The following is a 13,448-nucleotide window of genomic DNA, read 5'->3' on the forward strand; positions in this document are numbered from 1 at the left end:
GCGTCGCGCCGCGTGCGGGGTCCCGGATGCGGCCCGCGCACCACGCCACCGCACGGCAGGGCGAGCCAGTGGCCTGCGCGCCAGCCAAGGCCGCGGACGCGGCCGCCGGCGCCTGAGGCACAAAAAAGCGTCAGCCCTCGGCGGGCGCGTCGAACTCGCCGGCCAGCTGCTCGGTGCTCAGCAGCAGCACCTTGCGGGCGTCGAGGATCTGCGGGGCGCTCTCGCGCAACTCCACCCAGCGCGCCTCCACCGCGTCCAGCGCGGCGTCGAGGTCCGCGAAGGTTTCCAGCTCCGGCTTCGCGGAGCCCGGCTTGCGCCAGCGCAGGAAGAAGGGTCCGTTGCTCATCGTTCTGCTCCTGGACGCCTCCAACCGGAAGCCCGCGCCGCGGTCAAGGGGCGCCCCAGGGCGGACGTGATCAGGCGGCGTCCGTGTCGCGCGCGATCAGCGCCGCCGGTCCGGCCTCGCCCGCTTCCAGCACCAGGCGGAGGTTCCGACGCGCATTGTCGGCATGCTCGCGCGCCAGAGCCTCCGCCCGGCTGCCCTGGCCGGCCTCCAGCGCCTCGACCAGCAGGTGGTGCTGGCGATGCGCGAAGACCATCAGCGCGAGCCGCTGCGCGCCGCCGCCGGCGGCCGGGACCAGCGCATTGGCGCCGGCGAAGGGCAGCGCCTCCACCATCGCCAGCGCGCGGCTGAGCGCGGCATTGCCCGCCGCCTCGACGATCGCCGCATGCAGCGCGCCGTTCATCGCCGCATAGGCTTCGGTGGCCGCGGCATCCAGCACGCCCCGCGCCAAAGCCGCGTCGCCTGCCTCCAGCGCATCGTGCAGCCGGCGCGACAGGCCGCGCGGGACGCCATGCTCGGCGACCAGCCGTGCAGCCATTCCTTCCAGCTGTCCGCGCAGCGCGATGGCGTCGTCGATTTCGCGCGCAGTGAAGGCGCGCACCGCGAAGCCGCCGCCCGGCGCGGGCACCGCGAGGCCCTCCGCCTGCAGCTCAGCCAGCGCAAGGCGCACCGGCGTGCGCGACATGCCCAGCGCCTCGGCCAGCGGGATCTCCGCCAGCCGGTCGCCGGCGCGCAGCGCGCCTGTGAAGATGCGCGCGCGCAGCTCGATCAGGGCCCGCGCCGCCTGTCCGCTCACCGCCATGCGCCGCGCATACCAGCGCGGCCGCGTTGCCTGCAACGCGGGCCCGTGCCAATCCGGCGGCGCGCAACTCGGGGGGATCGCGATGGACCTGCGGATCAAGGGCGACCTGGCGCTGGTGGTCGGCGCCAGCGACGGCATCGGGGCCGCGACGGCGAAGCTGCTCGCCGAGGAAGGTGCCCGGGTCACCGTGGTCTCGCGCAACGCAGCCGACCTGGCGGAGGCCGCCGCCGCGATCGGCGCCCGCGCGATCGCCGCCGACATCACCGATCCTGCCGCGGTCGAGGCGCTGCATCGCGCCTGGAGCGCGCAGGACGACCGGCTCGACATCCTCGTCGTCGCCGTCGGCGGCAGCCACCGCTCCGCCTTCGAGCACCTGACCGACGAGGACTGGCGCGCGAACTGGGAGTTCAACATCCTCTCGACCGTGCGCGTCGTCCGCGCCTTCCTGCCGCAGCTCCGCAAGGCGCCAGGCGCGCGCGTCGTGCTGTTCGGCGCCGCGTCCTCGCGCATGCCCTATCCCGAGCAGATCGTCTCCAACGTCCACAAGGCCGGGCACCTCGCGCTGGTGAAGACGCTCTCCGCCGAGCTGATCGGCGAGGGCATCCGCGTGAACGCCGTGCTGCCCGGCCGCACCGTCACGCGGCTCTGGCGCCGCCGGGCGGAGGCGATGGCGCAGCAGGAAGGCACGACGCCCGAGGCCGTGCTCGCCCGCTTCGCCAAGGACATCCCGCTCGGCCGCTTCGGCACGGCGGAGGAAGTGGCGGACCTGGCCGGCTTCCTCGCCTCCCCGCGCAGCGCCTACATCGTCGGCCAGTCCATCGCCGCCGATGGCGGCATCGCGCGCGGGCTGCTGTAGCGCATCACGCCAGCAGCACATCCGTCGCGGCGGGCGCGGCGAGCCGCACCGCGATATCCGCCGTGCCGTCGGTGTCGAGGTCGAGCGACCAGAGCGTGCGCGTCGCGTCGAAGCTCGCGACGCCCGGCACCTGGAGCTCGGCCAGCGTGGTCTCCGCCTCGCCGAACTGCCGCCACAGCGCGATCAGCTCGTCCGACCCCGCCTCGGAGGCGCGCGCGAAGCCCGAGATCTCGGCCGGCGCGCCGAGCCGGCCCGCCGCGAAGAAATCGTCGCGCGACAGGTTCTGCAGCAGCGAGACGACGTCCACATGCGCCTCGCGGGCCTCGAGCGCCACGACGTTCCCCGCCGCGTCGCGCCCCGGCAGGGTCAGCGTCGCGCCGATATGGCTGCCGATGCGCGACACCGCGTCGCCCTCGGTGCGCAGGTTCAGCGCCGTGATGCCCGCCAGCACCGCCGGGTCGAGCGCGCCGTTGATCGCCTCCGCCGCGTCACGCCCGCCGAGCGGATCGACCGTCACCAGCCGCACCTCCGGCCCCGGCACGCCGTCCGCCAGCAGCGCCTCCGCCGTCTCATAGGCCGCGACCTGCGCCACGGCGCCGCCGAGGCTCGGCCCCGTGAATCGCACGCCGCCATCCTCGGCTCCGGCCGCGGCGGCATCCGCGATCATCGCGCGGAAGGCGGCAGACTCCGCCTGCAGGCGCCCGAGCGTCGCCGCGGTCGCCTCGTCGGCGCGCGAGCCGACCTGCAGCCCATCCACGGCGAAGACCTCGGGCCCGCCCTCGGCCGGCGCCAACCGGACCGCGAGGAAGCCGCTCAGCGGATCCTCGTAGCGCTCCACGACGGCGAAGCTCTGCCCGCGCGCCAGGACCTGCACGGCATCCGGCCCGAGCGCGTCCAGGATGCGCGGCGCGGCGGCGAGCGTGGCGGCGACCGCCGCCTCCTCCCGCCCGATCGCCGCGCTGCCGGTCGGCACCTCGCCGGTCGCGTCGGGGTCGCCGAAGCCGCCCGGCAGTTGCTCGGCCAGCCGCACGAGGGTCGCGAGATCCGTCACCTCCAACGGCCGCTCGAGCGCCGCGCCCAGCGCCGGCAGGCCTGCGCCGTCGAACAGCCGCGTTAGCGGCCCCTCGGCAAGGAAGGCCTGCCGCTCGGCGTAGAGCGCATCGAAGTCGCGCATGACGACGGCCATGGCGTCGAGCCCGAGCGAGGCGGGCGGTGCCGCGGGCCCGGTCGCCGGCGCGGGATCCGCGAGCCGCACCGTCAAGGCGCCCGGCAGGCTGATCGTGTCCGGGATGCTGATATCGGAGTCGGCGGCGAAGGAGCGCAGCGATTCGGGGATTCGAAGGTCGAGGCCGATGGCCATGGCCGAGGGACTCCAGCGATGTGGGGGATGGGAGCGGAACGCTCCCGCCGCCGCCGGTCTGCCCGCGCGGCAGGCCACGATCCCGTCATTCCGCCTGGGCAGTGCCGTCGTTGCGCCTGCGCGCGGCGCCGTCATTCCGCCCGCGCGCCGGTGACCCGCCCCGCCGTCATGCGCCCATCACGCCGCTGCCCTGGACGCGGGGGAGGGGGACGGTGTAGGTCGGGCCGCCAAGGTCGCGCCCCCGAGGACAACCATGGCACCCCCCAACAGCCTGCATGCGGAACCCGCTCGCTTCGCGGAGGCCTATGCCTTCGACGACGTGCTGCTGGTGCCCGCCTATTCCACCGTCCTGCCGGCCGACACCGACACCCGCACCCGCCTGACGCGCGAGATCGCGCTGAACATCCCGCTCGTCGCCGCGGCGATGGACACGGTGACGGAAGCGCCGATGGCCATCGCCATGGCCCAGGCGGGGGGGATCGGCGTGGTGCACAAGAACCTCTCGCCCGAGGACCAGGCCGCCCAGGTGCGCCGGGTGAAGAAGTTCGAAAGCGGCATGGTGGTGAACCCGCTCACCATCCATCCCGACCAGACGCTCGCGGACGTCCATGCGCTGCAGGAAAGCCACCGCATCAGCGGCATCCCCGTGGTGGAGCGCGACTCCGGCCGCCTGGTCGGCATCATCACCAACCGCGACGTCCGCTTCGCCAACGATCCCAACACCCGCGTCTACGAGCTGATGACGCGCGAGAACCTGGTCACCGCCAATGCCGACGTCTCGCCGGCCGAGGCGCGCGCGCTGCTGCACAAGCACCGGATCGAGAAGCTGCTGGTGGTCGACGACGCCTATCGCTGCGTCGGGCTGATCACCGTGAAGGACATGGAGAAGGCGCAGGCCAACCCGAACGCGGTGAAGGACGCGATGGGGCGGCTGCGCGTCGCGGCGGCCACCGGCGTCGGCGAGGACGGGCTCAGGCGCGCGACCCTGCTGGTCGAGGCCGAGGTGGACGTCGTGGTGGTGGACACCGCGCATGGCCATTCGGGCGGCGTGCTGAAGGCGATCGAGCGCATCAAGCGCCTGTCCAACTCCGTGCAGGTCGTCGCCGGCAACGTCGCGACGCCGGAAGGTGCACTCGCCTTGATCGAGGCCGGGGCGGATGCGGTGAAGATCGGCATCGGCCCGGGCAGCATCTGCACCACCCGCATCGTCGCCGGCGTCGGCGTGCCGCAGTTGACCGCCGTGATGGAAAGTGCCGCCGCAGCGCGCGAGCGCGGCGTGCCGGCGATCGCCGATGGCGGCATCCGCTCCTCCGGCGACATCGCCAAGGCGATCGCCGCCGGCGCCGATTGCGTGATGATGGGCAGCGTCTTCGCCGGCACCGACGAGGCGCCGGGCGAGGTCTTCCTCTACCAGGGCCGCAGCTACAAGTCGTATCGCGGCATGGGCAGCCTCGGCGCGATGGCGCGCGGCAGCGCGGATCGCTACTTCCAGGCCGAGGTGCGGGACAGCCTGAAGCTGGTGCCGGAGGGCGTGGAGGGCCGCGTCGGCTACAAGGGCCCGGTCAACACGGTGATCCACCAGATGGTCGGCGGGCTGCGCGCCGCGATGGGCTACACGGGCAGCGCGACGATCCCCGACCTGCAGAAGAACGCCCGCTTCCGCCGCATCACCAATGCGGGCCTGCGCGAGAGCCACGTCCACGACGTCGCCGTGACGCGCGAGGCGCCGAATTATCGGATGGAGGGGTGATCGCCTCCCTCTCCCCTTGCGGGGGGTTCGACGCCAACGGCGTCGAACGCCAGAGTGGCGGCGCCCTGCCGCCGGTTACGCCGGCGGGTCGGGCCATCCGTCCCCCGCCCGCCCCCCCCCCGGGGGGTGAGCCGTCGAATCTGTCCGGAACCCGCCTCGCCCCGTTCGCGAGCCTCGCCAATTCGTCCGAAACCCGGCCGCACCATTCGCCACGGTGGCAAGGCGATAAAGCCGTAAAGCGCCAAAGCGACGCAGGCGCCCCGACCCTCCGCCAGCCCGGCCAGTTCGTCCGAAACCGCCCCGCCGCGATCCGGCCTTTTGTCCGAAACCCGGCCGCGCCACCCGCCAGGGCGGCAAAGCGATAAATCCGTAAAGCGATAAAGCGCCGCTTGCCGCCCGCCCCGTTCGGGTCAACCATCCTCGCCCGACCGAGGAACCCCGTCCCGGCATGCCTCCCCCCGTCGCCGTCGTCTTCGACGCCTACGGCACCCTGCTCGACGTTCACGCCGCCGTCGCACGCCACGCCGCCCGCCTCGGCGCGCGCGCCGCCGCCGTATCGGCGCTCTGGCGCGCGAAGCAACTCGAGTACTCCTGGATCCTCTCCGCCACCGGCGACTACGAGGATTTCGCCGCCATCACGGCCCGCGCCCTCGATGTCGCGCTCGCCACGCATGGCGTCGCGGACGCCGCGCTGCGCGCCGACCTGCTCGCGGCCTATCGCAGCCTCGACGCCTATCCCGACGCCGCGCCGACGCTCGCCGCGCTGCGCGCCCGCAGCCTCGGCACCGCGATCCTCTCGAATGGCGAGCCGGCCATGCTGCAGGAGGCCGTCGCCGCCGCCGGCCTCGCCCCGCTGCTCGACGCCGTGCTCTCGGTCCATCCGCTGCGCCGCTACAAGCCGGCGCGCGAGGTCTATGCGCTGGCCACGGCGCAGTTCGGCTGCCAGCCGCACGAGATCGCCTTCGTCTCCGGCAATGCCTGGGACGCCTATGGCGCGGCGCGCTTCGGCTTCCGCGTCCACTGGCTGAACCGCGCCGAGGTGCCGGCCGAGTACTGGCTCGACCGTCTCGCCGCCGCACGCCTCGCGACCCTCTCCGACCTGCCGAAGCTGCTCGCATGACCCCCGCCGGCCGCATCCAGGCGGCGATCGACCTCCTCGCCGCCATCGCCGCCGCGCCGCGCCGCCCCGCCGACGCGATCGCGAACGACTTCTTCCGGGCCCGCCGCTTCATCGGCAGCGGCGACCGCCGCGCGGTCTCCGAGCTCGCCTGGGGCGTGGTGCGGCAGCAGCTTCGCCTCGACTGGCACCTCGACCGCATTGGGGCGGCCGCGACGCCGCGCCTCGCGCTCGCCGCGCAACTCCTGCTCGCGGAGGGCTGGACGCCGCAGAAGCTCGCCGGCCACTTCACCGGCGACCGCTTCGCCCCGCCGCCGCTCGAGCCGGCCGAGATCGAGGCGATCCGCCGCCTCGCCGGCCAGCCGCTCATCCACGCCGACATGCCCGAGGGCGTGCGCCTGAACCTGCCCGACTGGGCGCTGCCCGGCCTGCGCGCCCGCTTCGGCGACCGGCTGGCCGAGGAGGCGGCGGCGATGGAGGCCACCGCGCCGCTCGACCTCCGCGCCAACCTGCTCCGCACCACCCGCGACGCGGCGCGGCTGGCGCTGGCGGGGGAGGGCATCGCGGCGGAGCCCACGCCGCTCTCGCCCTGGGGCCTGCGCGTCGCCGATCGCCGCCCGGTCGCGGCGACCAAGGTCTTCAAGGACGGCCTCGTCGAGGTGCAGGACGAGGGCAGCCAGCTGATCGCGCTGCTGACCGACGCGCGGCCGGGCATGCGCGTGGCCGATTATTGCGCCGGCGCCGCGGGCAAGACGCTGGCGATGGCCGCCGCGATGGGCAATCGCGGCCACATCGTCGCCTGCGACGTCTCCGCGCCCAGGCTCGAAGGCGCCGGGCGGCGGCTGCGCCGCGCCGGCGTGGACAATGCCGAGCGGCACCTGCTGGTGCCCGGCGACAAGTGGCGCAAGCGCCGCGGCGGCAGCTTCGACCGCGTGCTGGTGGACGCACCCTGCACGGGCAGCGGCACCTGGCGCCGCAACCCGGACGCGCGCACCCGCACCACGGCGCGCGATCTCACGGAACTGCAGGAAAAACAGGCCGCGATCCTCGCCGAGGCCTCAGAGTTGGTGCGCCCGGGCGGCAGGCTGGTCTACGCTACCTGCTCGGTCCTTCCCGAGGAGGACGAAATGCAGATCGAGCGCTTCCTCGCGCGCCATCCTGGTTTCGTCGCCTGCCCCATCCCCGCCCTCTGGGCCGGGCTGCGCCCGGACGTGCCGCCGCCCGCCCCGACCGACGCGCTTGCCCTCTCGCCCGCCCGGCACGGCACGGACGGGTTCTTCGTCGCCGTGCTGGAGCGCAGGCCATGATCTGCGTCCGTCGCGCCAGGCCCGACGACGCGCCCGGCATCGCGGCCGTGCATGTCGCCGCCTGGCGCAGCGCCTATGCCGGCATCCTCGACGAGGCTTACCTGGCGAAGCTGTCGGAGACGCGGCTCGCCGCCTTCTACACGCGCGCCATCCTCGATCGCCGCGACGGGCACGCGGTGTTCGTCGCGACCGCCGGCGGGCAGGACCAGCCCGGCGACGCGCCGGGGCCCGAGGCCGCGATCGTCGGCTTCGCCTCCGGCGGGCGCGCGCGGCGGCGCGGCCTGGCTGAGGGCGAGGTGGAGACGCTCTACGTGCTCGACGATTTCCGCGAGCGCGCCATCGGGCGGCGGCTGATGCGCGCCATGGCGGCGCATCTGCGCGTGATCGGCTGCGGCTCCGCGCTCGTCTGGGTGCTGGCGGAGAACCCCGCGCGCTACTTCTACGCCCATCTCGGCGGCAAGGAGGCGATGACCGACATGGTGACCGTCGCCGGCCGGCCGGTGAAGCAGACCGCCTTCACCTGGCCTTCGATCGAGGCGCTGCTCAGCGCGACCGCGCAGGTGAAGGAGAGCTAGCGGCGCGCGCGTCGCCCGCCGGCACCTTCGCCTGGACGCGGCGCCGCAGCGCGCCTGCCACGGTTCGCGCCTGGCGCCACATCCCGCCCAGCGTGCCGAGGCGGAAGTACGAGAGGCTCCGCAGGAACTGCCCGTCGAGGGCGGCCTGCGCGAGGCAATTGAAGTCCACCAGCGCCTGCCGCCGCGCCAGCATCGCGGGCACCTCGCCGGTGATGCCGAGCCGCCGGACGACCTCCATCAGGTGCCGGTTGGCCACCGGGTAGTGGTAGGTGGAGGACGGCCGGTAGGTGATCGAGCCCTCGCGGATCCGGTAGATGTACCAGGCCTCCGGCCGCAGCGCGAAGCGCGCGCCGTGCGCCACGCATTCGAAGTAGTGCACGAAGTCCTCCCCCGCGCGGATCCGTGTCGGGAAACGCAGCTTGTGCCGCTCCAGCAGGTCGCGCCGGATCATCGGCTGCACGAAGCCGAGCCGCGACTTGCCGGGCAGGTCCGGCATGTCCCGCCGGAGCATCTCGGCCAGCGTGATCCAGCCCTCGTGGCGCATCTCGGCCTCGGGGAAGTGCAGGCCGATGTCGCGGCCGGTGTCGAAGCAGCGTTCCAGCAGGTTGTCGGCGACCATGTCGGCGCCGCGCGCCTCGCCGAAGGCCGCGAGCCGCTCGATGCGCTCGGGCAGGAAGAGGTCGTCGCTGTCGAGCACGGTCACCCACCGCCCGGTCGCGCGCGCATAGGCGGTGTTGCAGGCCACCGCCGGGCCGCCATTGGCGGCCGTCTGCAGCACGGTGAGCCGGGGATCCCGCGCCGCCCACCACCGCAGGTGGTCGAGCGTGGCGTCGGTGGAATGGTCGTCCACCGCGATCACCTCGATGTCGCGGACGGTCTGCGCGAGCGCCGAGGCGACCGCGTCGTCCAGATACGCGAGGGCGTTGTAGCACGGAATGACGATCGTCGCGGTGGTCAACGCCCGTGGTCCCCTTCTCGCCCGACGGCAAGGCCGGGCAATGGCGGCGCGGGACCTTCGCGTCGACTCACGGCTGCGTGGCGGCAGCCTTCACGGCGGCGTGGTGGCCCGGCACGGCGCGGAAACGTCCCGGCTTCGTTCCGGATCCCTTCACATCGCCGGGAGCGGTCGCGCGCTACCGGCTTGCCCCGGCCGCCCCGGTGTGGTTCTGCCCGTCCATGACGCCTCCCCCCGACTCCGGTTCCGGCGCCGATGCGCGCCATGAACGCATCCTGATCCTCGACTTCGGCAGCCAGGTGACGCAGCTGATCGCCCGGCGGCTGCGGGAATCCGGCGTCTATTGCGAGATCTGGCCCTTCAACGCCGCGCCCGAGGCCCGCATCCGGGCCTTCGATCCCAAGGGAATCATCCTGTCGGGCGGGCCGGCCAGCGTGACGGAGGGCGAGAGCCCCCGCGCGCCCGATTACGTCTTCGCCGCGGGTCTCCCGGTGCTCGGCATCTGCTACGGCCAGCAGACCATGTGCGCCCAGCTCGGCGGGCAGGTGGAGGGCTCCGACCACCGGGAGTTCGGCCGCGCCTTCGTGGACGTCACCGGCGACAGCCTCCTGACCCGCGACGTCTGGCACAAGGGCGCGCGCGAGCAGGTCTGGATGAGCCATGGCGACCGCGTGACGCGCCTGCCCGACGGCTTCCGCGTGGTCGCGACGAGCGAAGGCGCGCCCTTCGCCGCCATCGCCGACGACGCGCGCCGCTTCTACGGCGTGCAGTTCCACCCGGAGGTGGTGCACACCCCGCATGGCGCGCAGCTGCTGCGCAACTTCACCCACCTCGTCTGCGGCATGCGCGGCGACTGGACGATGGGCGCCTTCCGCGCCGAGATGATCGAGAAGATTCGCGCCCAGGTCGGCAAGGGCCGCGTGGTGTGCGGCCTCTCGGGCGGCGTCGATTCCTCGGTCGCGGCGGTGCTGATCCACGAGGCGATCGGCGACCAGCTGACCTGCATCTACGTCGACCATGGGCTGATGCGCGCCGGCGAGAGCGAGCAGGTCGTCGCGACCTTCCGCGACCGCTTCAACATCCGCCTCGTGCATCGCGACGCGTCGGATCTGTTCCTCGGCCAGCTCTCCGGCGTCACCGACCCGGAGGTGAAGCGCAAGACGATCGGGCGGCTCTTCATCGAGGTCTTCGAGGAGGAGCAGAACCGGCTCGGCGGCGCCGACTTCCTGGCCCAGGGCACGCTGTATCCGGACGTGATCGAGAGCGTGAGCGCGACGGGCGGCCCCTCCGTCACGATCAAGTCGCACCACAATGTGGGCGGCCTGCCGGAGGGGATGCGCATGCAACTGGTCGAGCCGCTGCGCGAGCTGTTCAAGGACGAGGTCCGCGCGCTGGGCCGCGAGCTCGGCATCCCCGAGGCGATCGTCGGGCGGCATCCCTTCCCGGGGCCGGGGCTCGCGATCCGCATCCCCGGGGAGGTGACGCGCGAGAAGGCGGACCTGCTGCGCAAGGTGGACACGATCTTCCTGGAGGAGATCCGCAGCGCCGGCCTCTATGACGCGATCTGGCAGGCCTTCGCGGTGCTGCTGCCGGTGCGCACCGTCGGCGTGATGGGCGACGGCCGCACCTACGACCAGGCCTGCGCGCTGCGCGCGGTCACCAGCACGGACGGCATGACGGCCGATGTCTATCCCTTCGACATGGCGTTCCTCTCGCGCGTGTCGAACCGCATCGTGAACGAGGTGCGCGGCATCAACCGCGTGACCTACGACATCACCTCGAAGCCGCCCGGCACGATCGAGTGGGAGTGAGCGCCGTGGTCGTGATGCATGGCATCAAGAATTGCGACACGGTGAAGAAGGCGCGCGCCTGGCTCGAGGCGCGCGGCGTCGCCTATCGGTTCCGCGACTACAAGGCGGAGCCGCCGACGCGGGGAGAACTCGAAGGCTGGGTCGCCGCGCTTGGCTGGGAGGCGCTGTTGAACCGCGCCGGCACCACCTTCCGCAAGCTGCCGGAGGGCGAGCGCGAGGGTCTCGACGCCACGAAGGCGGTCGCGCTGATGCTGGCGCATCCCTCCGCCATCAAGCGGCCGCTGCTGGAGGCCGATGGGCGGCCGTTCCTCGGCTTCGACGCGGCGCGCTACGAGTCGGCGCTGTCGGGCAGGACGTAGAGCCGCCCCGGCACCTCCTGGATTGCGAAAGCGGCGTCGGGCTTGCCCCAGCGGCGGCCCGGCACCTGCTCGGGCGGCGTGCCCGACAAGGCGGCGACAAGATCGCGCCGCACCCGCACGTCGTTCCGATGATACTGGTGCGAGGTGTAGTTCCAGGTCGAGGCGCCGGCCGGCTCCGGCTTCTCCGACACGACGTAGGAATAGTCCACCACGAAGATCCGGTCCTGCGCCTTGGGCTGCGTCGCCGGGCCCTCGGCGCCGAGGCGCGGGCGCTTGTTCTGCACCCGTGCGCTGATGACCGAGAGCGTCGCATCCTGCGAGTAGATGCCGATCGTCAGGTGCCGCGCGAAGCCGGTCATGCGCGCCAGCGGCGCCTCGGGCGCGTCGAGCACCTCGACATCGTCGTCGCCGCCGATCACCACCGCCTCGCCGAAGGCGGCCGGCACGGCCTTCTTCTGCTTCGCCACCGCCTGCATGGCGAAGCGCGTGCAGCGCGCGCCCATCGAATGCGCGATGTAGGCGGGCGGCTTCGCGCCCGAGTCCTTCGCCGCCTCCGCCACCTTCTGCATCAGCCGCGCGAGCGCGGGGCCGGAGGCCGCGCAATCCGCCTGGTCGTCCTTGTAGGCGGAGAGGCTGGTGATGCCGTTGCTCGGCCAGGTGAAGGCCAGCGGCTCGAAGCGGGCGCCGCCCTCGGCCTCGAGCCAGTCGCAGAGATTGCCGGTGCGCGCGCAGGCCTCCTCGAAGTCGAAGTCGAAGCCGTGCACGGACAGCAGCGGGACGGCGTCGCGCGCCTTCGCGACTGCCAGCCAGGCGGCCAGCACGCCGGCCGCCGAGCCGGTCTCGTCGGCGCCGCCGGCGAAGTCGTCGAAGCCAGCGACGTCAGGGGCCGAGCATTTGCCGTCCACGAAAGGGTCGGCCGAGACGCCGACCTTCACCCGGCCCAGCCAGAGCCGCGTCGCCGGCACCTCGGGCACGAAGCCGAAGCGGTTCTCCGTGCGGTCCCAGATCCGGTTGGTGGCGAAATGCACGACGCGCAGCGACATGGTCCCGGCCCCCCCAGGCTCGGCCGGAGCCTAGAGCACGGCGCCGCAGGTTGGAATCGACCTGTTGCAGGCTGCGGCGGCCCGCACGTGGTCCTGCAGGTCAGGCGCTCGGCCAGATCCACCAGACATACGTGACGTAGCCGGCCAGCAGCGCGCCGCCCTCGCGTCGGCCGATCCGCATCCCGGTCCAGGCGAAGGCGAACATGGCGAGCGAGACGGCGACCATGACGAAGTTGTCGAAGCGCGCGATCTCGGGCGGGACCACGACTGGCGAGATCAGCCCCGCCACGCCCAGGATGCCGAGCACGTTGTAGATGTTCGAGCCGAGGATGTTGCCGAGCGCGACATCGGACTGGCGCCGGGCCGCCGCGATCAGCGAGGTGACGAGTTCCGGCATGGAGGTGCCGACCGCGACGATGGTCAGCCCAATCACCGTCTCCGAGATCCCGAAGGAGCGCGCCATCTGCACCGCGCCGTCCACCAGGAACCGGCCGCCGAGGATCACCAGCGCGAGGCCCGCGACGCAGAAGCCGAGAGCGAGCAGGACCGCGCCCGCACCTTGTCCCGGGGCGGCGTGCAGGCCGGGATGGGTCGCCTCGAAGGCCTCGGCCTTCTCGTAGGCGGCCGTGTGTCCGTCGGCCGCGCCCTGCTCGTGCTTCCAGGCGTAGAGGATGTAGCCGGCAAGGCCCGCCAGGAAGAGCAGGCCGACGATGCGGTCGATCGGCAGCAGGAAGGCGATGGCGGTGAGCAGGACGGCCACCCCCACCACCAGCAGCCCGTCGCGCCGCAGCGCGTTCGACCCGACCGCGACCGGCGAGATCAAGGCGGCGAGGCCCAGGATCAGAAGGATGTTGGCGATGTTGGAGCCGACCACGTTGCCGACCGCGATGCCCGGCGAGCCGACCAGCGCCGCCTGCACGCTGGTGACGAGTTCCGGCATCGAGGTGCCGAAGCCGACCAGCGTCAGGCCGATCAACAGCGGCGAGACGCCCATCCGCTCGGCGAGCCGCACGGCGCCGCGGACGAGCAACTCGCCGCCGGCGGCCAGCAGGACGAGGCCTCCGATGATGAGGAGCGCGATCTCCATCGTGGCTGACCCTCCGCCGGGACTGCGGGCGTCCGGCCGCCGCGCGCCGGCCGGCCAGGGCCGGCCCGGCGCGCCATGTGGCG

At 73.1% G+C, this 13,448-nt stretch carries 13 protein-coding genes; 7 read left to right on the plus strand and 6 right to left on the minus strand.

All coding sequences use genetic code 11. The features are described from left to right. Positions 1-130 precede the first annotated feature (130 nt). Positions 131-346, minus strand: a complete 216-nt coding sequence (locus tag L2I40_RS09140) for a hypothetical protein (protein WP_237214593.1) — start codon at positions 344-346, stop codon at positions 131-133. Between the two features lie 70 nt (positions 347-416). Continuing rightward, positions 417-1,145: a GntR family transcriptional regulator gene (locus L2I40_RS09145; RefSeq protein ID WP_237214594.1), complete on the minus strand. Its 729-nt coding sequence runs from the start codon at positions 1,143-1,145 to the stop codon at positions 417-419. A gap of 82 nt (positions 1,146-1,227) precedes the next feature. Here L2I40_RS09145 and L2I40_RS09150 point away from each other — a divergent pair, with 82 nt between their 5' ends. Beyond that, positions 1,228-2,001: an SDR family oxidoreductase gene (locus tag L2I40_RS09150; RefSeq protein WP_237214595.1), complete on the plus strand. Its 774-nt coding sequence runs from the start codon at positions 1,228-1,230 to the stop codon at positions 1,999-2,001. A 4-nt stretch (positions 2,002-2,005) separates the two neighbouring features. Here L2I40_RS09150 and L2I40_RS09155 read toward each other — a convergent pair whose 3' ends face one another. Continuing rightward, complete coding sequence (locus L2I40_RS09155; RefSeq protein ID WP_237214596.1) at positions 2,006-3,361, minus strand: hypothetical protein; 1,356 nt, start codon at positions 3,359-3,361, stop codon at positions 2,006-2,008. Positions 3,362-3,614: 253 nt separating this feature from the next. Between L2I40_RS09155 and guaB the strand changes: the two genes are divergently transcribed. From guaB to L2I40_RS09175, 4 genes are all read left to right on the plus strand, one after another. Further along, complete coding sequence (gene guaB / locus L2I40_RS09160) at positions 3,615-5,111, plus strand: IMP dehydrogenase (RefSeq protein ID WP_237214597.1); 1,497 nt, start codon at positions 3,615-3,617, stop codon at positions 5,109-5,111. 448 nt (positions 5,112-5,559) lie between these two features. Next, positions 5,560-6,231 (plus strand): haloacid dehalogenase type II, encoded by a 672-nt coding sequence (locus L2I40_RS09165; RefSeq protein ID WP_237214598.1) that lies wholly within the window; start codon positions 5,560-5,562, stop codon positions 6,229-6,231. Beyond that, positions 6,228-7,535: an RsmB/NOP family class I SAM-dependent RNA methyltransferase gene (locus L2I40_RS09170; RefSeq protein ID WP_237214599.1), complete on the plus strand. Its 1,308-nt coding sequence runs from the start codon at positions 6,228-6,230 to the stop codon at positions 7,533-7,535. Before L2I40_RS09165 ends, L2I40_RS09170 begins: the two co-directional genes overlap by 4 nt. Next, the gene (locus L2I40_RS09175; RefSeq protein ID WP_237214600.1) at positions 7,532-8,110 is read left to right on the plus strand and encodes a GNAT family N-acetyltransferase; all 579 of its coding nucleotides are present in this window, start codon (positions 7,532-7,534) and stop codon (positions 8,108-8,110) included. Before L2I40_RS09170 ends, L2I40_RS09175 begins: the two co-directional genes overlap by 4 nt. Here the strand turns inward: L2I40_RS09175 and L2I40_RS09180 are convergent. Next, on the minus strand, positions 8,079-9,068 hold the full coding sequence (locus L2I40_RS09180; protein WP_237214601.1) for a glycosyltransferase family 2 protein: 990 nt from the start codon (positions 9,066-9,068) through the stop codon (positions 8,079-8,081). The two genes, L2I40_RS09175 and L2I40_RS09180, sit on opposite strands and share 32 nt — an antisense overlap. Before the next feature lie 218 nt (positions 9,069-9,286). On the opposite strand from L2I40_RS09180, the gene guaA reads away from it, so the two are divergent. Together guaA and L2I40_RS09190 are read left to right on the plus strand one after the other, a co-directional pair. Further along, complete coding sequence (gene guaA / locus L2I40_RS09185) at positions 9,287-10,876, plus strand: glutamine-hydrolyzing GMP synthase (protein WP_237214602.1); 1,590 nt, start codon at positions 9,287-9,289, stop codon at positions 10,874-10,876. Continuing rightward, positions 10,873-11,235 (plus strand): ArsC family reductase, encoded by a 363-nt coding sequence (locus L2I40_RS09190; protein ID WP_237214603.1) that lies wholly within the window; start codon positions 10,873-10,875, stop codon positions 11,233-11,235. Before guaA ends, L2I40_RS09190 begins: the two co-directional genes overlap by 4 nt. Here the strand turns inward: L2I40_RS09190 and L2I40_RS09195 are convergent. Both L2I40_RS09195 and L2I40_RS09200 read right to left on the minus strand, forming a co-directional pair. Further along, positions 11,205-12,278 (minus strand): alpha/beta hydrolase, encoded by a 1,074-nt coding sequence (locus tag L2I40_RS09195; RefSeq protein ID WP_237214604.1) that lies wholly within the window; start codon positions 12,276-12,278, stop codon positions 11,205-11,207. The two genes, L2I40_RS09190 and L2I40_RS09195, sit on opposite strands and share 31 nt — an antisense overlap. A gap of 100 nt (positions 12,279-12,378) precedes the next feature. After that, positions 12,379-13,365 carry a calcium/sodium antiporter gene (locus L2I40_RS09200; protein WP_237214605.1) on the minus strand — a complete coding sequence of 329 codons (987 nt, stop codon included), beginning with the start codon at positions 13,363-13,365 and terminating at the stop codon, positions 12,379-12,381. Between the last annotated feature and the right edge of the window lie 83 nt (positions 13,366-13,448).

This window comes from Falsiroseomonas oryziterrae (genome assembly GCF_021864505.1).
Classification (GTDB): domain Bacteria; phylum Pseudomonadota; class Alphaproteobacteria; order Acetobacterales; family Acetobacteraceae; genus Falsiroseomonas; species Falsiroseomonas oryziterrae.